The organism is Heyndrickxia faecalis, from assembly GCF_040267745.1.
Taxonomy (GTDB): Bacteria; Bacillota; Bacilli; order Bacillales; family Bacillaceae_C; genus Weizmannia; species Weizmannia faecalis.
The window spans coordinates 2,365,221-2,387,898 of record NZ_CP158453.1 but is presented as its reverse complement, the minus strand read 5'-3'; the positions used below and the strand labels follow the sequence as shown (position 1 = coordinate 2,387,898).

The 22,678-nt window shown below is 48.8% G+C and carries 23 protein-coding genes and 1 other annotated feature; of the genes, 22 read left to right on the top strand and 1 reads right to left on the bottom strand.

From position 1 onward, the window contains the following. Position 1: 1 nt before the first annotated feature. The 10 genes from murD to ABR335_RS11575 all read left to right on the top strand — a co-directional run bounded on the left by murD (position 2) and on the right by ABR335_RS11575 (position 11,081). Positions 2-1,357 (top strand): UDP-N-acetylmuramoyl-L-alanine--D-glutamate ligase, encoded by a 1,356-nt coding sequence (gene murD, locus ABR335_RS11620; protein WP_014095562.1) that lies wholly within the window; start codon positions 2-4, stop codon positions 1,355-1,357. A gap of 77 nt (positions 1,358-1,434) precedes the next feature. Beyond that, positions 1,435-2,535, top strand: a complete 1,101-nt coding sequence (spoVE, locus tag ABR335_RS11615) for a stage V sporulation protein E (protein WP_014095561.1) — start codon at positions 1,435-1,437, stop codon at positions 2,533-2,535. Positions 2,536-2,716: 181 nt separating this feature from the next. After that, positions 2,717-3,820: an undecaprenyldiphospho-muramoylpentapeptide beta-N-acetylglucosaminyltransferase gene (gene murG, locus ABR335_RS11610; RefSeq protein WP_014095560.1), complete on the top strand. Its 1,104-nt coding sequence runs from the start codon at positions 2,717-2,719 to the stop codon at positions 3,818-3,820. A gap of 28 nt (positions 3,821-3,848) precedes the next feature. After that, positions 3,849-4,604 carry a cell division protein FtsQ/DivIB gene (locus ABR335_RS11605; RefSeq protein ID WP_014095559.1) on the top strand — a complete coding sequence of 252 codons (756 nt, stop codon included), beginning with the start codon at positions 3,849-3,851 and terminating at the stop codon, positions 4,602-4,604. 319 nt (positions 4,605-4,923) lie between these two features. Then, positions 4,924-6,213, top strand: a complete 1,290-nt coding sequence (gene ftsA / locus ABR335_RS11600; protein WP_350346174.1) for a cell division protein FtsA — start codon at positions 4,924-4,926, stop codon at positions 6,211-6,213. 88 nt (positions 6,214-6,301) lie between these two features. Beyond that, positions 6,302-7,435, top strand: a complete 1,134-nt coding sequence (ftsZ, locus tag ABR335_RS11595; RefSeq protein WP_014095557.1) for a cell division protein FtsZ — start codon at positions 6,302-6,304, stop codon at positions 7,433-7,435. Positions 7,436-8,031: 596 nt separating this feature from the next. Next, positions 8,032-8,958, top strand: coding sequence for a sigma-E processing peptidase SpoIIGA (spoIIGA, locus tag ABR335_RS11590; RefSeq protein ID WP_081092988.1), 927 nt, complete (start codon positions 8,032-8,034; stop codon positions 8,956-8,958). 24 nt (positions 8,959-8,982) lie between these two features. Next, the gene (gene sigE / locus ABR335_RS11585) at positions 8,983-9,702 is read left to right on the top strand and encodes an RNA polymerase sporulation sigma factor SigE (protein ID WP_061087182.1); all 720 of its coding nucleotides are present in this window, start codon (positions 8,983-8,985) and stop codon (positions 9,700-9,702) included. Positions 9,703-9,857: 155 nt separating this feature from the next. Further along, positions 9,858-10,634, top strand: a complete 777-nt coding sequence (gene sigG, locus ABR335_RS11580) for an RNA polymerase sporulation sigma factor SigG (protein ID WP_014095553.1) — start codon at positions 9,858-9,860, stop codon at positions 10,632-10,634. Positions 10,635-10,802: 168 nt separating this feature from the next. After that, entirely contained in the window at positions 10,803-11,081 is a 279-nt protein-coding gene (locus ABR335_RS11575) for a YlmC/YmxH family sporulation protein (protein WP_014095552.1), read from the top strand. 41 nt (positions 11,082-11,122) lie between these two features. Here ABR335_RS11575 and ABR335_RS11570 read toward each other — a convergent pair whose 3' ends face one another. Beyond that, complete coding sequence (locus tag ABR335_RS11570; RefSeq protein WP_017552200.1) at positions 11,123-11,659, bottom strand: 3D domain-containing protein; 537 nt, start codon at positions 11,657-11,659, stop codon at positions 11,123-11,125. A 275-nt stretch (positions 11,660-11,934) separates the two neighbouring features. On the opposite strand from ABR335_RS11570, the gene pgeF reads away from it, so the two are divergent. The 12 genes from pgeF to ABR335_RS11510 all read left to right on the top strand — a co-directional run bounded on the left by pgeF (position 11,935) and on the right by ABR335_RS11510 (position 22,668). After that, entirely contained in the window at positions 11,935-12,759 is an 825-nt protein-coding gene (pgeF, locus tag ABR335_RS11565; protein ID WP_014095550.1) for a peptidoglycan editing factor PgeF, read from the top strand. Next, positions 12,756-13,433, top strand: a complete 678-nt coding sequence (locus ABR335_RS11560; RefSeq protein WP_014095549.1) for a YggS family pyridoxal phosphate-dependent enzyme — start codon at positions 12,756-12,758, stop codon at positions 13,431-13,433. Before pgeF ends, ABR335_RS11560 begins: the two co-directional genes overlap by 4 nt. Before the next feature lie 26 nt (positions 13,434-13,459). Further along, positions 13,460-13,909, top strand: a complete 450-nt coding sequence (locus tag ABR335_RS11555) for a cell division protein SepF (protein WP_013858990.1) — start codon at positions 13,460-13,462, stop codon at positions 13,907-13,909. A gap of 5 nt (positions 13,910-13,914) precedes the next feature. Next, positions 13,915-14,187, top strand: coding sequence for a YggT family protein (locus tag ABR335_RS11550; protein WP_014095548.1), 273 nt, complete (start codon positions 13,915-13,917; stop codon positions 14,185-14,187). A 60-nt stretch (positions 14,188-14,247) separates the two neighbouring features. Continuing rightward, positions 14,248-15,024 carry an RNA-binding protein gene (locus ABR335_RS11545; RefSeq protein ID WP_014095547.1) on the top strand — a complete coding sequence of 259 codons (777 nt, stop codon included), beginning with the start codon at positions 14,248-14,250 and terminating at the stop codon, positions 15,022-15,024. A 107-nt stretch (positions 15,025-15,131) separates the two neighbouring features. Next, positions 15,132-15,647 carry a DivIVA domain-containing protein gene (locus ABR335_RS11540; protein ID WP_014095546.1) on the top strand — a complete coding sequence of 172 codons (516 nt, stop codon included), beginning with the start codon at positions 15,132-15,134 and terminating at the stop codon, positions 15,645-15,647. Positions 15,648-15,696: 49 nt separating this feature from the next. Next, positions 15,697-15,917, top strand: a binding site (T-box leader). Positions 15,918-16,010: 93 nt separating this feature from the next. Then, the gene (gene ileS / locus ABR335_RS11535) at positions 16,011-18,779 is read left to right on the top strand and encodes an isoleucine--tRNA ligase (protein WP_026104681.1); all 2,769 of its coding nucleotides are present in this window, start codon (positions 16,011-16,013) and stop codon (positions 18,777-18,779) included. Between the two features lie 201 nt (positions 18,780-18,980). After that, positions 18,981-19,229: a hypothetical protein gene (locus ABR335_RS11530; protein WP_014095544.1), complete on the top strand. Its 249-nt coding sequence runs from the start codon at positions 18,981-18,983 to the stop codon at positions 19,227-19,229. A 216-nt stretch (positions 19,230-19,445) separates the two neighbouring features. Then, positions 19,446-19,943, top strand: a complete 498-nt coding sequence (gene lspA, locus ABR335_RS11525; protein ID WP_014095543.1) for a signal peptidase II — start codon at positions 19,446-19,448, stop codon at positions 19,941-19,943. Next, on the top strand, positions 19,915-20,826 hold the full coding sequence (locus ABR335_RS11520; RefSeq protein ID WP_014095542.1) for an RluA family pseudouridine synthase: 912 nt from the start codon (positions 19,915-19,917) through the stop codon (positions 20,824-20,826). The genes lspA and ABR335_RS11520 overlap by 29 nt, the downstream gene beginning before the upstream one ends. Positions 20,827-20,995: 169 nt before the next feature. Then, positions 20,996-21,538 (top strand): bifunctional pyr operon transcriptional regulator/uracil phosphoribosyltransferase PyrR, encoded by a 543-nt coding sequence (gene pyrR, locus ABR335_RS11515; RefSeq protein ID WP_014095541.1) that lies wholly within the window; start codon positions 20,996-20,998, stop codon positions 21,536-21,538. 230 nt (positions 21,539-21,768) lie between these two features. After that, positions 21,769-22,668 carry an aspartate carbamoyltransferase catalytic subunit gene (locus ABR335_RS11510; protein WP_014095540.1) on the top strand — a complete coding sequence of 300 codons (900 nt, stop codon included), beginning with the start codon at positions 21,769-21,771 and terminating at the stop codon, positions 22,666-22,668. The last annotated feature ends 10 nt before the right edge of the window (positions 22,669-22,678 follow it).

Sequence of the window (22,678 nt, the reverse complement as noted above, 5' to 3'; positions counted from 1 at the left end):
CATGAAAAATATCACGGAATATGAACATAAAAAAGTATTGGTACTCGGGCTGGCGAAAAGCGGGGTGAGCGCGGCCTCCCTGTTGCACCGGCTCGGGGCGTTTGTGACGGTGAATGATTATAAACCGCTTGAAGAGAACCCGGAGGCGCAGGGGCTTTTGGAACAGGGGATTAAAGTCATTTGTGGCAGCCATCCAATTGAACTATTGGATGAAGGCTTTGAACTGATTGTGAAAAATCCGGGCATCCCTTATTCGAACCCGCTTGTTGCGGGGGCGATTGAAAAAGGGATCCCGGTCATTACCGAAATCGAGCTGGCTTATAAAATTGCAGAATGCCCGATGGTCGGCATTACGGGAACGAACGGGAAAACGACGACTACCACGTTGATTTATGAAATTTTCCAGGCGGATCCGCATCTTGATCCGTTAATTGCCGGAAATATTGGCAAAGTGGCCTCCACGGTGGCGCAAAGAGCACGCGCGGACCAGCAGATGGTGGTGGAGTTGTCTTCTTTCCAGCTGATGGGCGTGCAAACATTCAGGCCGCATATTGCCATCATCACGAATATTTATGAAGCCCATCTCGACTATCACGGGACAAAAGAAGCTTATGCAAAAGCAAAATCAAATATTACCCGAAACCAGACAGAGGATGATTTCCTGATTCTGAACCATGCCCAGCCGGAACTGTGGGATCTGGTCTCCTTCACGAAAGCAAAAATTATTCCTTTTTCAACGAAGGAATATGTTGAAGACGGCGCATCGGTAAAAGACGGCAGCATCATGTGGAAAGGCGAAAAAATCATGGACCGCGCTGACATTGTGCTGCCGGGAGACCATAATCTGGAAAATATTTTAGCCGCTGTCGCCGCTGCCAAGCTGATGGGAGCAAGTAATGATGCCATCAGCGGGGTGCTCGGAACGTTTAAAGGCGTGAAGCACCGGACGCAATATATCGGCGAAATCAAAGGACGGAAATTTTATAACGATTCAAAAGCGACCAATATCCTCGCCTGCAAAGCCGCGCTTGCCGCTTTCCATCAGCCGGTCATTCTGCTTGCCGGCGGGCTTGACCGTGGCAACGGCTTTGATGAACTGATCCCGGCTTTGAAATATGTAAAAGCATTGATTACTTTCGGAGAAACCGCGCCGAAGCTGGAAAGCACCGCGAAAAAAGCAGGCATTCCGGTCATCCGCACGGTGGAAAACGTGGAAGAAGCGGTCCCGGTCGCATGGGCATTATCCGAACCGGGTGATTGCATTTTGCTGTCGCCGGCATGTGCCAGCTGGGACCAATATAAATCTTTTGAAATTCGTGGTGATATTTTCATCGACGCCGTGCATAAGTTAAGATAAGGGCTTGGCCCGCTTTTAGCCGGTGCGGGTTACCGGTTTTTGCGGGAAGTTCTAAATCTTTTCTGGGGTGGGCGCGGATGCCGTCGAAAAAAACGAATCCCGATTTTTTATTAATCATTGTGACCGTGGCGCTGCTTGCAACCGGGCTTCTGATGGTGTTCAGCGCGAGCGAAATCGTGGCGGAATACAAATTTAACGATGCATTTTATTTTTTGAAGCGGCAGCTGCTTTTTGCCGGGCTCGGCGTGGCAGCGATGTTTTTCGTGATGCGCATTGATTACTGGACGTGGCGGGCATGGGCGAAAACGATCCTGGTCATCTGTTTTGTGCTGCTCGTCCTTGTTTTGATTCCCGGCATCGGGCTTGAACGGAACGGGTCGCGGAGCTGGATCGGGGTCGGCGCATTTTCCATCCAGCCTTCTGAATTCATTAAAATGGCGCTGATCGCGTATTTGGCAAAATTTTTATCGGAGAACCAGAAATACATTACGACTTTTAAAAAAGGCATGCTCCCGGCGCTGGCGCTCGTTTTTGTTGCTTTCGGGATGATTATGCTGCAGCCGGACCTTGGAACGGGAACGGTGATGCTTGGGACATGCATCATCATGATTTTTGTTTCCGGCGCCCGCATTGCCCATTTTGTCATGCTCGGGCTCCTTGGAGTGGGCGGTTTTGTCGCTCTTGTTTTATCGGCTCCATACCGGATTGCACGGATCACCTCTTTCCTTGATCCATGGTCCGATCCGCAGGGGAAAGGATTTCAAATTATCCAGTCGCTCCTTGCGATCGGTCCAGGCGGCCTGTTCGGCATGGGGCTTGGGGAGAGCAAACAAAAATTCCACTATCTGCCGGAACCGCAAAATGATTTTATCTTTGCCATTCTTTCCGAGGAGCTCGGTTTTATCGGCGGGACTTTTGTCCTGATTTTGTTTGCGCTATTGCTCTGGCGCGGCATCCGGATCGCACTTGGCGCACCCGATCTGTACGGAAGCCTGCTCGCAGTCGGCATTATTTCCATGATCGCGATCCAGGTGATGATCAATATCAGCGTTGTCATCGGCCTGATCCCGGTTACAGGCATTACGCTTCCGTTCATCAGTTACGGCGGCTCTTCTTTGACGTTGATGCTTGTCTCAGTCGGCGTGCTCTTAAACATCAGCCGCCATTCCCGGCTGTAACGGAAGGAGAACCTCATAAAGGGGTTCTTTTTTCGTTTGACAACAAGTTAACATTTTGGTAATAATCGTTTTACTGTGCACCCATTGTCGTTTAAAATATAGTAATATAGAAAAATGAATGTTTCAAACATCATATATTGATACCCGTGCAACCTAGCACGGCGTCCTGAGGTGGAAAAACATGAAAATCATTGTCAGCGGGGGCGGAACAGGCGGGCATATTTATCCGGCCCTGGCATTGATCAGAACGATCAAACAGAAACATCCTGACACGGAATGTTTGTATATTGGCACGGAAAAAGGGCTCGAATCCCGGCTTGTGCCGCGGGAAAACATTCCGTTCAAATCGATTCATATTACGGGGTTTAAACGCTCCCTTTCGTTTGAAAATGTCAAAACGGTTGTCCGCTTTCTAAAAGGGGTAAGCCGGTGCAAAAAAATCATCCGCGAATTCAAGCCGGATGTGGTCATCGGAACAGGCGGGTATGTATGCGGTCCGGTTGTCTACGCTGCCGCCAAACTGCACATCCCGACCATCATTCACGAACAAAACAGCGTGCCGGGGCTGACGAATAAATTTTTAAGCCGGTACGTTGACAAAGTGGCCATTTGCTTTGAATCTGCAAAATCTTTTTTTGATGAGAAAAAAGTGGTGCTGACCGGCAATCCGCGCGCATCGGAAGTGATCGGGGACAAAAGGCGCGGCGTCCTTTCCGGTTTCAACCTGAAAACAACGCTTCCAACCGTTCTCATTTTCGGCGGGAGCCGCGGGGCACGCCCGATTAATGAAGCGGTTGTGAAATCTTTTTCCAATTTTGCACAAAAAAATTACCAGGTCATTTATGCGACAGGGGATGTGCATTATGAGGCCGTCAAAAAAGAAATTGCATTGATCGGCGAAAAAGGAAATATCAAGGTGGTACCGTTTATCCACAATATGCCGGAAGTGTTGCGAGCGGTGGATCTTGTCGTCTCAAGGGCAGGGGCAACCACATTGGCCGAACTGACGGCGCTCGGTTTGCCAAGTATCTTAATCCCGAGCCCTTATGTGACAAACAATCACCAGGAAAAAAACGCGAAAACACTCGTGGAAAACGGCGCAGCTTTTATGCTGCTTGAAAAAGATTTATCTTCCGCAAAGCTCGTATCCTTGATTGATAAAATTTTGCTGGATCGGGAACAGATGGAGAAAATGCAGGCGGCCGCCCGCAAGCTCGGTATTCGTGACGCTTCATGGCGGCTTTATGAAGTGATGGAAAATCTGGCCGCAAAAGCCAAATCGTGATGCGGCAAATAAAAAAGGGAGGAACAAAATGGCGCGGTCTGACAAAAACATCGTTTCGCTGGAAGACCGGATCCCGAAATTAAAGCAGCAGCGCCGCCGAAAAACGAACCGGCGGCTCATCATGCTGCTGACGGTTTTTTTTATGCTGGTGATGCTGATCATCTACCTCGAGTCCCCGCTGAGCCGCGTCCACCGCATTCAGATAGAGGGAAATGAGGCGGTCAGCAAGCCGTACATTTTGAAAAAAAGCGGCATTGCCACGGGTGAGAATATATGGAATATCCGTAAAGACGCAGTCCGGAAAAGAATCGCATCCATCCCTGAAGTTGATTCGGTGAAAGTGGGCATTTCCTTGCCGAATACGCTTTACATAAAAGTGAAAGAGCATCAAAAAATCGGGTATTTACAGCAGAAAGGCGGTTTTTTGCCGGTTTTGGATAACGGTTCGGTCGTCAAAAGAACAGTGAAAGAAATTCCGGCCGCAAGCCTGATATTTACCGGTTTCAAACAGGATACGCATTTGCATGAAATGATCCGCCAGATGCAAAAATTGCCGGATTCGATCACAAATGCCATTTCGGAAGTCCGCTATACCCCTTCAAACGTTGACCGTGACCTTGTCACCCTGTACATGAATAACGGTTTTGAAGTGCGCGCAAGCATTCCGTCGTTCGCAGAAAAGATGGCGCATTACCCTTCGATCATCAGTCAGCTTGACCCGAAGAAAAAAGGTGTGATTGACCTCGAAGTCGGTTCGTATTTTAAAGCTTACGATTCGAAGTAGACATGAAAAAATTTCGCTTTTCTCCGTGTCCATCTTAGTGTAGACTTATGATGAAACCAAATTTTAGGAATTGCTATATTTTGAGACTGGAAATATTTTGATCACCAAAAGAAAATGAAAAAAGTCCGATTGAAAAAAAGGGAATTTGATTATGACGCAGAATACTTTGTTTATAATCACCTTTTTGAATGGAGGCTTCTGGCGGACTCACGGACGGAACGGCAAAAAGAGCCCGCCTCAGAAGAGACGAATTGGGAAAAATGGCGCTTTAACATAGGCGGATTGCGTTTGATCGAAAGGCAAAGGGAGGTGCCGCAGTATGAACAGCAGTGAAATATATGTGAGTCTTGACATCGGTACATCTGCCACGAAAGTCATCATTGCCGAAATGGGCAATGATTCATTAAATATTATTGGGGTTGGCAATGTCAGGTCCGAAGGCATTAAAAAAGGATCGATTGTAGATATAGATGAAACCGTCCTGTCCATCAGGCGGGCAATTGAACAAGCGGAAAGAATGGTCGGCATGAAAATTGACCACGTGATCGTCGGCATTGCCAGCAATCATGTGATGCTGCAGCCGTGCCACGGGGTGGTGGCGGTCCAGAGCGAGAACCGGGAAATTACGGATGGGGATGTACAAAGAGTGATGGATGCGGCGCAAGTGCTTTCTATTCCTCCCGAAAGAGAGATTGTGAATGTCATTCCGAAGCAATTCATTGTGGACGGTTTGGATGAAATACATGATCCTCGCGGGATGATCGGTGTCAGATTGGAAATGGAAGGCATCATTGTCACGTCTTCCAAAACGATCTTACATAATACATTGCGCTGTGTTGAAAAGGCCGGCCTGACCATCGCGGAAATTGTTCTCATGCCGCTTGCAGCCGGTGCCATTGCGCTGTCAAAAGATGAAATGGAACTCGGGACGGCACTCGTTGACATCGGCGGCGGGTCGACGACGCTGGCTGTTTTTGAAAACGGCCATATCCGGACAACGAGCGTGCTGCCCGTCGGCGGGGACCATATCACAAAAGATTTGTCCATCTGTCTAAGGGCTTCAACGGAAGATGCGGAAAAAATCAAACTGAAGCACGGGCACGCGTTCAGCCAGGATGCGCTCGAAGACGATGTTTTTGATGTACAGATCATCGGCAGTGAACAAAAAGAACAATTTAACCAATTACAAATTTCTGATATTATAGAAGCTAGATTAGAAGAAATCTTTTTGTTTATCCAGCAGGAACTGAGGAAGATCGGCGTCCATGATTTGCCGGGCGGGATTGTGCTGACAGGGGGCACTGCAAATATGCCCGGTGTACCGGAGCTTGCAGAAACGGTCTTTCAAAACCGCGTAAGAGTTGCCATTCCGGATTATATCGGTGTCCGTGAGCCGCAATATACGACGGCGGTCGGCCTGATCCAGTACGCTGCGAAAAATGCGCGGCTGGAAGGGAAAAATGTCAGCTCCCGCCTGGTGGCAGCCGGAATGGAGTATGCGGAACCGAAACCGGCGAAAAAGCCGCAGTCCAAACCAAAACAAGCTTCCGGTCAGGAAGAAAAAATGTCATCGAAAATGAAAAAATTCTTTGGTTTGTTTTTCGAATAGCCTGCCGGCATCATGTGCGAAAAAACCGGAGCCCGTCCGGCAGCAGGACCGGGATAAGATACGCAATACGAATTAGGAGGATTAGTGAATGTTAGAGTTCGATACCAATGTAGACGCTTTGGCAACGATAAAAGTTATCGGCGTTGGCGGCGGCGGCAACAATGCCGTGAACCGTATGATTGAACATGATCTGCAGGGCGTTGAATTTATTGCCGTAAACACGGATGCCCAGGCATTAAACCTTTCCAAAGCTGAAATTAAAATGCAAATTGGCGCAAAATTAACGCGTGGCCTCGGTGCCGGCGCAAATCCGGAAGTCGGGCGGAAAGCGGCCGAAGAAAGCAAAGAACAAATTGAAGAAGCGTTAAAGGGTGCGGATATGGTGTTCGTGACAGCCGGGATGGGCGGCGGCACCGGAACAGGGGCGGCGCCGGTCATTGCCCATATCGCAAAGGAACTCGGGGCGCTGACGGTCGGTGTGGTTACAAGGCCGTTCACATTCGAAGGCCGCAAACGGGCAAACCAGGCGGCCGGCGGCATCAGTGCCATGAAAGAAGCGGTCGATACGCTGATCGTGATCCCGAATGACCGCCTGCTGGAAATTGTCGATAAAAGCACACCGATGCTAGAAGCATTCCGGGAAGCGGATAATGTGCTGCGCCAGGGCGTACAAGGGATTTCCGACCTGATCGCGGTACCGGGCCTGATCAACCTGGATTTTGCGGATGTCAAAACAATTATGACCAATAAAGGTTCAGCATTGATGGGAATCGGGATCGCTTCCGGGGAAAATCGTGCGACAGAGGCGGCAAAAAAAGCCATTTCGTCGCCGCTGCTTGAAACGTCTATTGACGGTGCACAAGGCGTGCTGATGAACATTACCGGCAGCGCAAATTTAAGTTTGTATGAAGTGCAGGAAGCGGCCGATATTGTCGCCTCCGCATCAGACCAGGAAGTCAATATGATTTTCGGGTCCGTTATCAATGAAAGCCTGAAGGACGAAATCGTGGTTACGGTCATTGCAACCGGCTTTAATGAAGAAGCGCAGACCCAGAGCAAGCAGCGCCCGTCGCTCGGACAATCAAGGCCGGCCTTGAACCAACAGGCAAAACGCGAAACAAAGCGTGAAGAACCCCAGTCTGAACCGCAACGCGCCGTTCAGTACAGTGAAGATACACTTGATATTCCGACTTTTTTGCGAAACCGGAACAGAAGAAAATAATGAAAGAGCCCGTCTCTGCTTTCCAGGCCATTGCCTGAAAGCAAAGATGGGCTCTTTTTGCGTTTGAAAATCTTTTTAAACCCGTTTTGGATTTGCAGATGTTGTCTGCTTATCCAGCCGGGTTTTTTCTTTTCGGTGAATACCGGTGTGACAGCGGGACTATCCGGCAAGCACGCTTGACACTTTTCGGCTAAAAAAATGAAAAGTTCTGTTTTTTTGCCAGCAGAAACTGACACACTTTAATACTCCGGGTGCGTTATACTAGCCATAAATCAAATCAAGAAGGACAGATGCAGCAATCGAGCAAAGCGGTCCGCCTGGAAACCGGAACATGCCGGAACTGCGCGGACCGGTTTGCGCCATGATTCATTCACCGGATTGGCGTTCTTAAAGCCGCAGCAGATGCACCTTTCAGCAACAATCACCGGGTAAAGCCTTAGTCGATGTACCTTTCAACAACGTTACCGGGTTAGTATACGAAAACCGGCACAGGATGCATTGCGGCAAGCATTCCGCAGCCTCGGGCACGCGGCCCGGGCAAAAGCGGCCGTTTTGGCGGGACGGCTGCGGATTCATTTGAGGCGGAGACAGGGGGGATGCGTTTGGTTGTATATATGGATGCCATCTGGCTTTTGAATTTTCTTGCCGACAGCCTGCTGTTGTGGCTGACAAGCATTGCCTTAAAACGGCCGGCCCGCCTGCTCCGGATTCTTGCAGGCGGGCTCATCGGTTCAGCGATCATCATCATGGGCTTTATGCCGCAGCTTTCTTATTATGCCGGTAATCCGGTTGTAAAGCTGCTTTTTTCCGGCATCATGGTATTTGCAGTTTTCGGCTATAAGCGGTGGCGCTATTTTTTTTCAAATCTCCTAACCTTTTATTTTGCCACGTTTCTGATGGGCGGCATTTTAATGGGGGCCCACTACTTTTTAAGCTTTCACTTCGACATGCAGGTGAAAATGCTTAAAGCTGCGGCGGGGGGATTTGGCGACCCGGTCAGCTGGGCGTTTGTTGCGCTCGGTCTTCCGGCGGCATGGCTGTTTTCAAAGAACCGGATTCAGGGGCTTGAAATGGCGAAAATCAAGTATGACCAGCTTGTCGATGTTTATATTCGCATCGGGGAAAGTGATTTTACAGTAAAAGGGCTGGTGGATAGCGGCAACCAGTTATATGATCCGCTGACAAAGCTGCCAGTGATGATCCTTTCCATCCTGCCCGTCCGTGAGCATCTCCCCGAAGAAATTGCGGTGCTTGCGGAAGATGCGACCCGTCTTTTGAACGGAAGTGCTACACTTCCTGACGAATGGGCCGGCCGCGTCCGGTTCATCCCGGCAAAAACAGTCGGGAAACAATCGCTTCTTTTAGCGTACAAGCCGGATGAGGTACAACTGACGAGCGGAAACCGGACATGGCCTGTAAAAAAAGTGCTGATTTCTTTTTCGGCACAACGTTTATCCGGGGATGATGCATTCAGCTGCATTGTTCACCCGCAAATGATGGCAGAAGCTGCGCAATCCGCCTGATGGTGACTTTAAAGGAGGATGAATATGAAACATTTACGGTTAAAACTCGCTTATTTTTGGTACAAACTCCTATTCAAGCTCGGGCTGAAAGCGGATGAAATTTATTATATCGGCGGGAATGAAGCCCTGCCGCCCCCGCTTTCCAAAGAAGAAGAAGAAATGCTGTTAAAAAAACTGCCGGCAGGGGATAAGGCAGCACGTTCGATCCTTATCGAACGCAACTTGCGCCTTGTCGTTTACATTGCGCGCAAATTTGAAAACACCGGCATCAATATCGAAGACTTAATCAGCATCGGCACAATCGGCCTCATTAAAGCCGTGAATACGTTTAATCCGGAAAAGAAGATCAAACTGGCGACTTACGCTTCCCGCTGTATTGAAAATGAAATTTTGATGTATTTAAGGCGGAACAATAAGCTCCGGTCCGAAGTTTCGTTTGATGAACCGCTAAATATCGATTGGGACGGCAATGAACTGCTGCTTTCGGATGTGCTCGGCACGGATGATGATATCATTACAAGGGATCTTGAAGCGAACGTCGATAAAAAATTACTTTACAGCGCCCTGCACTGTTTGTCGGATCGGGAAAAGCAGATTATGGAATTGCGTTTCGGCCTTAAAGGGCAGGAAGAGAAAACACAAAAAGATGTTGCCGATATGCTTGGTATTTCCCAGTCCTATATTTCGCGGCTTGAGAAAAGAATTATTAAAAGATTGCGTAAAGAATTCAATAAAATGGTATAGCAGGAAAATTTGCAGGCGGGCGGGAAGCAGGAACGGCAATGTCCGGGCATCTTCCGCAGGCAATTCCCGCTTTTTGCGCAGTGCATAAATTTCCCACCCGGGGAGATACTGTTTTTTGAACAGCAGCTCCTGAAGTCCTGAAGGGGGGAAAAGATTTGAAGCGCAACAAAGTGGAAATTTGCGGGGTGGATACCTCCAAGCTTCCCGTTTTGAAAAATGAGGAAATGAGGGATCTTTTAAAGAAAATGCATGCCGGCGATGCGTCTGCAAGAGAAAAGCTGGTCAATGGCAATTTACGCCTTGTGCTGAGCGTCATTCAGCGCTTTAACAACCGTGGCGAATATGTGGACGACCTGTTTCAAGTCGGCTGTATCGGACTCATGAAATCCATTGATAATTTTGATCTGAATCAAAATGTCCGCTTTTCAACGTACGCCGTGCCGATGATTATCGGCGAAATCCGGCGTTATTTACGGGATAATAATCCGATCCGCGTATCGCGCTCCTTGAGGGATATTGCTTATAAAGCCCTGCAAGTAAGGGAAAAGCTGATGAGCGCCACTTCGAAAGAACCGACAACAGAAGAAATCGCCAGAGAGCTGGATGTTCCGCACGAAGACATTGTATTTGCACTTGATGCCATTCAGGATCCCGTATCACTGTTTGAACCGATTTATAACGACGGAGGGGATCCGATTTATGTCATGGACCAGGTGAGTGACGAAAAAAACAAAGATTCGCAATGGATTGAAGAAATCGCCTTGCAAGAAGGAATGCGGCGTCTGAACGAACGGGAGAAAATGATCATCCGCAAACGGTTTTTCCAAGGAAAAACACAGATGGAAGTCGCAGAAGAAATCGGCATCTCCCAAGCCCAAGTCTCCCGCCTCGAAAAAGCAGCCATCAAACAAATGAACAAAAATATACAGTAGTAAGAAAAGCGGAGGGCGCTTGCTCGTCGGCGTATGGATTTCCGCCCCTTTATTAAAGGGGGCTTTGAAATCCTTGTCCGGCAACGCCTCCGCTTTTCTATTCGTAAAAACCTCCCCCCGTGCATAAACTTGTATTACATGGCGGAAAGACAGCAGGGGGGAGAGCAGATGGTCCGAATTTCGGATTTTCAAGTGAAAGATGTTGTCAGCATATCGGACGGCAGAAAACTCGGAAACGTGGAAGATATTGATATCAATCTGGATAATGGCACAATTGAAAGCATCATTGTCGGCGGCTCATCGGGGAAAATGTTCGGCTTATTTGGAAAAGAGGACGAAGTGGTCATCCCGTGGAGCAACATCGTCAAAATCGGCGCCGATGTGATCCTCGTCAGGTTTAAAGAGTCGGCCTATACACAGCAGCAACTGCAGGAACCAAGAAAATAAGCGCGGCCTGACAAAGAAAAAAACGGCCGCGCAGCCGTTTTTTACTTATACACTTTAATTGTCACCGTTTTGCGGCCCCACTGGAGGGCTTTCTTTTTACTTGAAATAAAGACATCAATTTTTTTCCCTTTGATAGCCCCGCCGGTATCACTGGCAACAGCCATCCCGTAACCCGGAACGTACACTTTCGAACCGAGCCGGATCACCTTTGGATCGACCGCAATCACTTTTGCGGAAGGATGTTTTTTTAAGTTGAAGCCGGTCGCCGTAATCCCGCCGCCGGAACCCGCTGTATAAGCTGTTGCTTTCACCGTTATCGTGCGGTAAGAAGAAGACGAAGATGAAACTTTTTTTGCAGGCGTTTTCGTCTGGATTTTCAGCTTCTGCTTCACCCGGATCACATTTGACCTCAAGTGGTTCCAGCTTTTCAACTGCGCCACGGTCACATGATATTTACTGGCGATTTTATATAATGAATCTCCCGGCTTCACCGTATATGTCGTTGTTGCTGCAAATGCATGGCCCGTCCCAATTGACAACATACAAACAGTCAGTAGTGATACTAAAGTTTTCTTCAAATTCATTACCTCTGTTATGTAAGTGATTTGTTATTGATAGAATAGCAGTCTAATATAACAGAAAGGTAACATCTGTTTATTAGTTGCGTTACAAACCTGTTACATCCGGGGGATTTCCGGATGATCCCCGTTTTCAAGCTAAAAAGTAGAGAATTTTGATGAAATTTGCTATAAATAAAATCAGTACGGAAAAAAACGTATTGAATGCTAAAATCTATAGAAGACATATGGATAAAAAGGTATAATAGTACAAAAGAGAACCGGGTGAGGGTGAGATGAGAGAACCGTTTATAAAAACACAGGCCGTGTATTATACTGTCGGCGCTTGGCAAAAAAACGGGATATGTGCCGGATTTACAGTGAAAAACGGCGGCGCAAGCACAAATTTTCCCGGCAGTTTAAACCTTGCTTTCCATGTGAACGACGATCCTGAATCGGTCAGGAAAAACCGGGAGATCATTGCAAGTGCGGCCGGATTCCCTTTATCAAACTGGATCGGCGCCGAACAAACGCATGAAGACCATGTGCAACGGGTCACGCGCAAAGACGCCGGCAAGGGGGCGGCTGATTACCGTTCCTCTTTTCCGCATACGGACGGATTGTACACCGATGAAAAAGAAATATTGCTTGTGCTGGCGTTTGCGGACTGTGTGCCGGTTTTCTTTTTCGCACCGAAGTACGGGCGCGTCGGGATCGCACATGCCGGGTGGAAAGGAACCACCCGCGGGATTGCGGCTAAAATGGTTGAAAAATGGGTAAAGGATGGCGTGCCGCTTGATGAAATAGAAGTCGCCATCGGGCCGTCCATTTGCGGCGAATGCTATCTTGTTGATGACCGTGTCATCCAGGCTGTCCGCCCTTGGACTGGCAAAGAAGAAAAATTACCGTACGTGGAAAAATCACCCGGCCAGTATGCACTTGATTTAAAGCAGTTAAACAAAATCATATTACAGCAGGCAGGCATTCCGGAAAGCCGGATCGCAATCAGCAGCCTGTGCACAAGCTGTTGTGAAGAAGACTTTTTTTCGCACCGGCGCGATCACGGCGCTACCGGGAGAATGCTTGGCTTTATTGGGATAAAAGGAGCACCGGAGAAATGAAAGTATCGGAAAACCTCGCGCGCATCAACGAAAAAATTGAAAAAGCGTGCCAAAGGGCAGGAAGAAGCCGCGGGGATGTGGAAATCATTGCAGTAACGAAATATGTCACAACAGAAAGAGCAAAAGAGGCACTGGAAGCAGGCATTCAGCATTTAGGCGAGAACCGCGATGACGGTCTTCTAAAAAAATACGAGGCGCTCGGAAACCGTCCCGTCTGGCATTTTATCGGGACGCTGCAGACAAGGAAAGTCAAAAACATTATTGATAAAGTCAGCTACATACACTCTTTGGACCGTCTGAGCCTTGCAGAGGAAATCGAAAAAAGGGCGGCAAAATTGGATAAAGAAATCAATTGCTTTATTCAGGTGAATGTTTCCGGGGAAGAATCGAAACACGGGATGGCGCCCGGGCAAGTGGTGGATTTTGTCCGCAAACTGAAGGATTTTCCGCATATTCGCGTTGCGGGTCTGATGACGATGGCGCCGCTTACGGAAGATGAGGACGTCATCCGGCGCACATTCCGCGGGCTGAAACAACTGCAGCAGGACATTGAATCACTGCATTTGGATTACGCTCCGTGCCGCGAATTGTCGATGGGGATGTCCAACGACTTTGAAATTGCAGTAGAAGAAGGGGCGACTTTTGTCAGAATCGGCACTGCGCTTGTCGGATAAGGGAAAACAAACGGAGGTGTAATGGAATGGGACTGAAAACGAAATTTAAGTCATTCTTTTTGCTTGATGATGAATACGAAGACCAGGAAGAAGAAATGATGGAAAAAGAGTATGAAGAACCCGAGCAGCCCGCTGAGAAACCGGTCCGGCATGCGCGGCAAAATGTGGTCAGCCTGCAAAGCGTCCAAAAGTCTTCAAAAGTCATTCTGGTGGAACCGCGGGTATATGCCGATGCACAGGAAATTGCCGACCATTTGAAAAACAGGCGCGCGGTGGTCGTCAATTTGCAAAGCATGCCGCATGACCAGGCGAAGCGGATTGTCGATTTTCTGAGCGGAACGGTGTATGCCATTGCAGGCGATATCCAGAGAGTCGGCAGCAATATTTTTCTTTGTACGCCGGATAACGTAGAAGTTTCCGGAAAAATTTCTGAATTCCTGCAGGGACAGGAATATGACGATACGAGGTGGCCATAAACCGGATGGATCCAATTTTATTTTCAATTTTAAAGATCATTCTGCTTCTCATGAGAATTTACTCTTACATTCTCCTGATTTATATCTTTATGTCGTGGTTTAATCTCAGGGACACCGACATCGGGCGTTTGTTTGCGCGCGTTTCGGAACCTTATCTCGACCCTTTCCGCAGAATCATTCCACCGATCGGCATGATTGATATTTCTCCGATCGTCGCTTTTTTTGTCCTGGATTTGGCAAGAGCCGGCATTGCGGAAATTTTTTCATGGTTCATGTAAAAAGAGCCATTTTCAGAAAAAGGGACTGTGCAGTTCCTTTTTTTAAAAGGAGTCAGACAAATGGAATCGATTTACCAGCATTTCCGGCCGGATGAAAAGGAATTTATTGACCAGGTGCTGACCTGGAAACAATACGTGGAAGATGCGTATGCCCCTGAACTGACGGATTTTTTGGATCCGCGCATGCAGAGAATTGTCAACACGGTGATCGGAAACCACGGCGCAGTCTCTGTCCGGGCTTTTGGCGGATACAGAGAGAGTGAGCGGAAAAGAATGCTGCTTTTTCCTGACTATTTTTCTCCGGATGAGGACGACTTCCATCTTGCCTTATTCGAAGTCCATTACCCTGCCAAATTTGTTTCCTTTGAACATAAACATGTGCTTGGTTCGCTGATGGCGCTCGGCCTGAAACGCGAAAAATTCGGGGATATTTTAATCGGGGAAGGGCGCATTCAGTTTTTCGTGGCAGCGGAACTTTCGGACTTTATTCAAATGGAATTCCGGCAAATTGGAAAAACGCCGGTTACCCTTACGAAAATGCAGTTGGGCGAGGCCATCGGGCAACAGCAACGCTGGCTTGAAAAACAGGCCACCGTCAGTTCGCTCCGCCTTGATGCGATTTTATCCGCCGTTTACAATATTTCAAGGCAAAAAACGCGGGCGCTGATTGAGCACGGGCTTGTAAAAGTGAACTGGAAAACAGTGGAAGATCCGGCATTCCAGTGCGAGGAAGGTGATACTTTTTCAGCTAGGGGGTACGGGAGAAGCCGGCTCATCCGCGTGGAAGGCAAAACGAAGAAAGAAAAGTGGCGAATGGTGGCAGGGATTTTAAAATAATTTGATGGATTAGCAGGATTTTCCCAAAAAATCGTCGAATTCCATTATAATATAAAAAAGAAGGGGAATCTTGCAATCGAAAGGCAAATTGAACAGGAGGTGGCCACATGCCTTTAACGCCTTTAGATATACATAATAAGGAGTTCAGCAAAGGGTTTCGCGGCTATGATGAAGATGAAGTAAATGAATTTCTTGACCAGCTGATCAAAGATTATGAAATGCTGATCCGCGAAAAGAAAAACCTGGAAGATAAGGTGGCATCATTAAACGAACGCCTGAGCCATTTTACTTCCATTGAGGAAACTTTAAATAAATCGATTGTTGTTGCCCAGGAAGCGGCGGAAGAAGTCAAGGGCAATGCCCAGAAAGAAGCGAAACTGATCATCCGCGAGGCGGAAAAAAATGCCGATCGGATTGTCAATGAAGCCCTTTCGAAAGCAAGAAAAATTGCGCTCGAAATCGAAGAGCTGAAAAAACAGTCGAAAGTCTTCCGGACGCGCTTTAAAATGCTGATTGAGGCGCAGCTTGACCTGATTGATAGCGACGATTGGGAAAAGCTGATGGAATTTGAAGTCGATGCTACGGAGTTTGAACTGGAAGAAGAAGAAGCAAATCAAACTTGACGAATCCGAACACGGTCCACTATAATGGAATACATTCAATACTGTATACGAAAAAACGATGACAGGGCAGTAGGGTTGTGAAAGCTTTCCAAGCGAACCGGGGACAGTGCGAGCCCGGCAAAGCGCGCAGCCTGAACATCCCCCTTGAGTTCTTGCCTTGAACGCCGAAAAGGCCAGTAGAGTTAAGCGGGACCTTCCACGTTACGGATGTCGAGCGGGCATATTGGATGCCTACTAGGGTGGTACCGCGGGAACCTTCTCGTCCCTATTTTGGGGATGGGAAGGTTTTTTTATTGGATTTTTGGCAAGGCTGAACATAACGAAAAATTCAAAATACAATATGCAAAAGGCAGGAGGATCAGCATGGATTACAAAGATACACTTTTAATGCCGAAAACGGATTTCCCGATGCGTGGAAATTTGCCGAAAAAAGAGCCGCAAATCCAGGCAAAATGGGAAGAAATGGATATTTATCAAAAGGTGATGAAACGCACGGAAGGAAGGCCGCTGTTTGTGCTCCACGACGGGCCTCCGTATGCAAACGGCGATCTCCATATGGGCCACGCCCTGAATAAAACATTGAAAGACATCATCAACCGGTTCAAATCGATGACGGGTTACCATGCCCCTTATGTACCGGGCTGGGATACGCACGGGCTGCCTATTGAGCAGGAACTGACAAAAAAAGGCGTAGACCGGAAATCAATGTCGGTTGCCGAATTCAGGAAACTGTGCGAAAAATATGCCCATGAGCAAATCGATCGCCAGCGGACAGCGTTTAAACGGCTCGGCGTGCGCGGCGACTGGGAAAATCCGTATTTAACGCTCCGGCCCGCATATGAAGCCGAGCAAATCAAAGTATTCGGGGAAATGGCGAAAAAAGGCTATATTTACAAAGGCCTGAAGCCGGTATACTGGTCCCCTTCCAGCGAATCCGCGCTTGCAGATGCAGAAATTGAGTACAAAGACATTAAATCGCCATCGATTTATGTTGCGTTCGACGTAAAAGACGGAAAAGGCGTGCTTGATACGGATACGAAAATCGTCATCTGGACGACGACCCCTTGGACCATTCCGTCAAACCTCGGCATTGCCGTCAATCCGGAGATCAACTATGTGGTCGTAAAAACGGGCGGCAACAAATATCTGGTTGCCGAAGCCCTGCTTGAAGAAGTAAGCAGCGTTTTGGAATGGGAAAACGCGGAAGTCGTTCAAACGGTTCCGGGGAAAAAGCTGGAGTACATTGTTGCAAAACATCCGCTGTACGGTCGCGATTCGCTCGTTATGCTCGGAGACCACGTCACAACCGACAGCGGGACCGGCTGCGTCCACACCTCACCTGGACACGGGGAAGATGACTTTCTCATCGGCAAAAAATACGGGCTTGATGTGATTTGTGCTGTAGATGACAAAGGCATGATGACAAAAGACGCGCCCGGTTTTGAAGGGCTGTTTTACGACAAAGCCAACAAACCGATCTGTGAAGCACTGGATCAGGCAGGTGCGCTTTTGAAACTGAAGTTTTTAACGCACTCGTACCCGCATGACTGGCGGACGAAAAAACCGGTAATTTTCCGGGCAACATCGCAATGGTTCGCATCGGTTGACATGTTCCGCGATGACATTTTGAAAGCCGTTGAAGAGGTCAACTGGACGCCTGTTTGGGGCGAACTCCGGATGCATAACATGATCCGCGACCGCGGCGACTGGTGCATCTCCCGCCAGCGTGCATGGGGCGTGCCGATCCCTGTTTTTTACGCGGAAAACGGCGAAGCGATCATCACGGAAGAAACCATCCGGCATGTGTCCGACCTGTTCCGCAAACACGGATCAAACGTCTGGTTTGAACGGGAAGCGAAAGACCTGCTTCCGGAAGGCTTTACGCACCCGGGCAGCCCGAACGGCGTATTTAAAAAAGAAACGGATATTATGGACGTCTGGTTCGATTCCGGTTCTTCCCATCAGGGCGTGCTGGCTGCACAAGAAGGCTTGAAACGGCCGGCTGATTTGTACCTTGAAGGCTCCGACCAGTACCGCGGCTGGTTTAACTCGTCGCTCATTACCAGTGTGGCGGTAACAGGGCGCGCCCCGTACGACGGCGTTTTAAGCCACGGGTTTGTGCTGGACGGCGAAGGCCGGAAGATGAGCAAATCGCTCGGCAATACGATTTTGCCTGGCAAAGTGGTTGAACAGCTGGGGGCTGACATCATCCGCTTGTGGGTCGCTTCCGTTGACTATCAGGCAGATGTCCGGGTTTCCAATGAAATTTTAAAACAAGTGTCCGAAGTCTACCGGAAAATCCGCAACACGTTCCGGTTTATGCTGGGCAATCTGAACGACTTCGACCCGGCCCGGCACCAAGTTGCCTATGAAGAGTTGCGCGAGGTCGACCGGTTTATGCTTGTCAAATTGAACAAGCTTGTAAAAGAAGTGCGGGAGGCTTATGAGCGGTACGAATTTGCCACCATTTACCATGCGGTGAACAATTTCTGTGCCACAGACCTCAGTTCGTTCTATATGGATTTTGCAAAAGACGTGCTGTACATCGAGCTTGCAGACAATCCGGAACGCCGTGCGATGCAAACCGTTTTGTATGAATGCCTTGTTTCCTTAACCAAGCTGTTGTCGCCGATTTTGCCGCATACAGCCGATGAAGTCTGGCAGTATATTCCGGGTGTCGCGGAAGAAAGCGTCCAGCTGACCGATATGCCGGAATATGTGGATTTGCCGGATGCTAGTGCGCTTGAAGAAAAATGGAATGCGTTTATGGCGCTCCGCGGAGACGTTTTAAAAGCATTGGAAGAAGCGCGGAATGCAAAAGTAATCGGGAAATCGCTGACGGCGAAAGTGACCTTGTATGTGAATGAGGAGACGAAAGCACTGCTTGACAGCATTTCGGAAAGCAAAAAGCAATTGTTCATTGTATCGGGATTTGAAGTGGCAGGCGCCATTGAAGACGCGCCGGAAAATGCGCTGAAGCTTGAACACGCGGCTATTGTCGTCGAAAAAGCGGAAGGCGAAACATGCGAACGGTGCTGGGTTGTAACGCCGGAAGTCGGCCTGGACCATGACCATCCGACGCTCTGCCCGCGCTGTGCACAAGTTGTGAAAACATTGATGCGGGAAGTGTGAAGCTTTAAGCCGGGGCTTGCATGAAGACATGCAGCGCCGGCTTTTTTAACGGATTTCAGCCCATTGCCAGCGCCGGATTTTAACTGGCAAAAACCGTTTGCCGCTGCATGATTTTGTTACTTTTAGAAAACGTTTTTCCGCAAACAAGCCTTGCCTGCGGGAATGCTAAAACCAACAAAGAAGCGGGGAGGCTGTTGGAAGATGCGTAAAGATCCGAAAATTTGGCTGCAATCGCTACGGGCTGAATTATCCGTATACGAGGCGAAACATGAGCTTGTGCAACATCTGGTTCAGGAGGAATTGAAAGAGATTGAGGCGGCATTGGACGGGTTCCACGGCACCCGGAAAGTTGACCCGGGCCTTGCGGAAATCCCTGCCCTGTTGCCTGCGGACCGGCAAACCATCCTGTCATACGGCAAAGTAACCGTCCCGTACGATCTTATTCACTAGAAAAGGGAGAAAGAAATGTCAAAAAGGCATTGCTTTTGCGCAACTTCAATCAGCAAAAATGGTTTCCGCCTAAAAGAAGCTGGCAGGAACGGGCGGACCGGATCCAGCCGTCCGTTCTTTTCACTTCCTGCTGTTTATGCTAAAATGCAGAAAGAAATATATTCCGGACCAGGCGGTATTTTGCGCCTGCCGTAAACACAGGCGGAGGAAAAGCGATTGGTTATTTTTTATTATGCGGTTGCACTCATTGTGATCATCTTGGACCAGCTGGCCAAATGGCTCGTTTTAAAAGGGATGGCGCTCGGGGAAAGCATCGAAGTGATTCCGGGTTTCTTTTTTCTCACATCGACGCGCAACACAGGCGCTGCCTTCAGCATACTGGAAGGGCAGATGTGGCTATTTTATCTCATTACCCTAATTGTCATTGCCGGCATTCTTTATTACATACAAAAATATGCGAAAGATAGGGCGCTAGTCGGCATCAGCCTCGGCCTTATATTAGGAGGGGCAATCGGCAACTTTATTGACCGCCTGTTCCGCGGCGAAGTGGTTGATTTTGTCCATTTGCGTTTCGGCAGTTATGATTTTGCCATTTTTAACGTGGCGGATGCCAGTTTAACGATTGGCGTTGTATTGTTGCTGATTTCAATGCTTTTGGAAGACAGAAAGACAAAGGAGAAAACCGATGGAAAAAATGGATCACACCATTCTTGAACACGAAGCAAATGAACGGCTTGATAAAATGGTCTCTTCTATCCGGGAAGAATGGTCAAGATCACAAGTTCAGCAATGGATTAAAGATGGTGACATTACCGTAAACGGCAAAAAAGAAAAAGCAAATTACAGATTGCAAACAGGCGACTTGGTTGAAATTGAGGTGCCGGAGCCGGAATTGCCCGATATTGAACCGGAAGACTTGCATCTTGATATCTATTATGAAGATGCCGATGTGCTTGTTGTCAATAAACCAAAAGGCATGGTTGTCCATCCGTCAAATGGGCATTTTACAGGGACGCTTGTGAACGGCCTGATGTACCACTGCAAAGATCTATCGGGTATTAACGGCGTGCTCCGCCCCGGGATTGTCCACCGGATTGACAAGGACACATCCGGGCTGTTAATGGTGGCCAAAAACGATTACGCGCACGAAAAGCTGGCGGCGCAGCTCAGCGAAAAAACGGTAACCCGCAAATATTTTGCGCTTGTCCACGGCAATATTCCGCATGAAGCCGGCACCATTGACGCCCCGATCGGAAGGGACCCGGCTGACCGCCAGCGGATGGCCGTGGTCGATAACGGAAAAGACGCGGTGACCCATTTCCACGTGCTGGAACGGTTTGACCGGTATACATTTATCGAATGCCGGCTTGAAACGGGGCGCACCCACCAGATCCGCGTCCATATGAAGTATATCGGCCATCCTTTGGCAGGCGACCCGAAATACGGGCCGAAAAAAACGATTGATTTCGGCGGCCAGGCGCTCCACGCCGGGGTACTCGGTTTTTGCCACCCGCGCACCGGCGAAACGCTCACATTTGAAGCGCCGTTGCCGGATGATTTCGCGCATCTTTTAAACACAATGAGGCGCGGTCTGTGAACATCACGGTATAAAAAATATTGACAAACGGATGAAAAACGGGTAAGGTAAAAATAACTTCATAAGCCTTTTAAAAACAGTCCCGTGAGGCTGGCAAGGGAACGTTCATTTTACAAAGCCTTCCTGCCTTCGGTGCGGAAGGCTTTGATTTTTCCCGGGAGGAGACACCATGGCCCAAAAAGCGGTAGTAATGGATGAAATCATGATCCGCAGGGCGTTGACGCGGATCGCCCACGAAATCATTGAACGGAATAAAGGCATTGAAGACACGATGCTCATCGGGATTAAAACGCGCGGCATTTATCTCGCTGATCGCCTGGCGGAAAGGATTGAGAGAATCGAAGGGCGCAAAGTCGAAGTCGGCGAGCTGGACATCACGCTGTACCGCGATGATTTATCGAAAAAAACGGTAGACGGCGAACCGGAAGTGAAGGGCGCGAACCTGCCATCCAGCATCACCGGTAAAAAGATCGTGCTTGTCGATGATGTGCTCTATACAGGCAGGACAGTGCGCGCGGCGATGGACGCGCTGATGGATATCGGCCGCCCGAGCCGGATCCAGCTCGCGGTGCTCGTTGACCGCGGCCACCGGGAATTGCCGATCCGCCCCGACTTTATCGGAAAAAATATCCCGACGAGCCAGTCGGAAAGAATCGTTGTACAATTGACGGATGTGGACGGGCGGGACCTGGTCACAATCCACGATGTGTAATCCTTTTAAGCAAGCCCTGTGAGGTTTGCAAAGGAGGTTTGAAAGCCCCTTTGTACCCTCACGGCAAAGGGGCTTTTTCATTGAAATGAATACGGAACACCTTTTAACTGCAAGTCCGGAGAGGCTTGGAAGGGTGCCGGCCGCGCAAGGCTTTTGACTTGCCGTGCCATTTCACGCACCCTGCCATAAGCAGGGTGCTTTTTTGGCTGAAAAACAAAGGAGGATGGAACATGCAGCATTTTCTGACGATATCCGATTTGGGCAATGAGGAAATTTTGGAACTTCTGGAAGAAGCCGATGCCTTTTCAAAAGGGGCCGTATGGAAAGCGCCGGAGCCGGTTTTTGCAGCCAATTTGTTTTACGAGCCGAGCACGCGGACAAAATGCAGCTTTGAAGTGGCAGAACGGCGGATTGGCCTTGAGCTGCTTCCGTTTGAAGTCGGGGCATCAAGCGTGCAAAAGGGTGAAACATTGTACGACACGGTGAAAACATTGCAGTCGATCGGCGTCAAAGTGGTGGTGATCCGTCACCAGGAAGATGAATATTACAGGCAGCTCGCAGGATTGGCGCTTTCGATTGTCAATGCGGGAGACGGCAGCGGTCAGCATCCGTCCCAATGCCTGCTTGATCTTTTGACGATCAAACAGGAATTCGGCGGCTTCCGCGGCTTAAAGGTGTGTATCATCGGCGATATCGTCCACAGCCGCGTTGCCAGATCAAACGCCGAAGCATTGAAAAAGCTTGGTGCCACCGTCACGTGTTCGGGGCCTGTAAAATGGTTTGACCCAACCATGCATCTCCCGTACGTTCCGGTCGATGACGGCGTAGCGGAAGCAGATGTCGTCATGCTGCTCCGCATCCAACATGAACGCCATCAAGAAACTGCCCATCTGACAAAAGAAGCGTACCACCGCGCATACGGGCTGACGGTGGAACGGGAACGGATGATGAAACCGGGCAGCATCATTATGCACCCGGCGCCGGTCAACCGCGATGTCGAGATTGCAACTAGCCTCGTGGAATGCAGCCGGTCGCGGATTTTTAAACAAATGGAAAACGGCGTGTTTGCACGGATGGCGATTTTAAAAACGATTTTACAGAAAGAAAAAGCGGTTTTCCAGACAGCTTGAAAAATGAAAA

Bases quoted from the DNA above. Each gene is read 5' to 3' on its own strand.
- murD (WP_014095562.1), top strand. From the start codon at position 2: ATGAAAAATATCACGGAATATGAACATAAAAAAGTATTGGTACTCGGG.
- spoVE (WP_014095561.1), top strand. From the start codon at position 1,435: ATGCCGTCGAAAAAAACGAATCCCGATTTTTTATTAATCATTGTGACC.
- murG (WP_014095560.1), top strand. From the start codon at position 2,717: ATGAAAATCATTGTCAGCGGGGGCGGAACAGGCGGGCATATTTATCCG.
- ABR335_RS11605 (WP_014095559.1), top strand. From the start codon at position 3,849: ATGGCGCGGTCTGACAAAAACATCGTTTCGCTGGAAGACCGGATCCCG.
- ftsA (WP_350346174.1), top strand. From the start codon at position 4,924: ATGAACAGCAGTGAAATATATGTGAGTCTTGACATCGGTACATCTGCC.
- ftsZ (WP_014095557.1), top strand. From the start codon at position 6,302: ATGTTAGAGTTCGATACCAATGTAGACGCTTTGGCAACGATAAAAGTT.
- spoIIGA (WP_081092988.1), top strand. From the start codon at position 8,032: ATGCGTTTGGTTGTATATATGGATGCCATCTGGCTTTTGAATTTTCTT.
- sigE (WP_061087182.1), top strand. From the start codon at position 8,983: ATGAAACATTTACGGTTAAAACTCGCTTATTTTTGGTACAAACTCCTA.
- ABR335_RS11575 (WP_014095552.1), top strand. From the start codon at position 10,803: ATGGTCCGAATTTCGGATTTTCAAGTGAAAGATGTTGTCAGCATATCG.
- pgeF (WP_014095550.1), top strand. From the start codon at position 11,935: ATGAGAGAACCGTTTATAAAAACACAGGCCGTGTATTATACTGTCGGC.
- ABR335_RS11560 (WP_014095549.1), top strand. From the start codon at position 12,756: ATGAAAGTATCGGAAAACCTCGCGCGCATCAACGAAAAAATTGAAAAA.
- ABR335_RS11555 (WP_013858990.1), top strand. From the start codon at position 13,460: ATGGGACTGAAAACGAAATTTAAGTCATTCTTTTTGCTTGATGATGAA.
- ABR335_RS11550 (WP_014095548.1), top strand. From the start codon at position 13,915: ATGGATCCAATTTTATTTTCAATTTTAAAGATCATTCTGCTTCTCATG.
- ABR335_RS11545 (WP_014095547.1), top strand. From the start codon at position 14,248: ATGGAATCGATTTACCAGCATTTCCGGCCGGATGAAAAGGAATTTATT.
- ABR335_RS11540 (WP_014095546.1), top strand. From the start codon at position 15,132: ATGCCTTTAACGCCTTTAGATATACATAATAAGGAGTTCAGCAAAGGG.
- ileS (WP_026104681.1), top strand. From the start codon at position 16,011: ATGGATTACAAAGATACACTTTTAATGCCGAAAACGGATTTCCCGATG.
- ABR335_RS11530 (WP_014095544.1), top strand. From the start codon at position 18,981: ATGCGTAAAGATCCGAAAATTTGGCTGCAATCGCTACGGGCTGAATTA.
- ABR335_RS11520 (WP_014095542.1), top strand. From the start codon at position 19,915: ATGGAAAAAATGGATCACACCATTCTTGAACACGAAGCAAATGAACGG.
- pyrR (WP_014095541.1), top strand. From the start codon at position 20,996: ATGGCCCAAAAAGCGGTAGTAATGGATGAAATCATGATCCGCAGGGCG.
- ABR335_RS11510 (WP_014095540.1), top strand. From the start codon at position 21,769: ATGCAGCATTTTCTGACGATATCCGATTTGGGCAATGAGGAAATTTTG.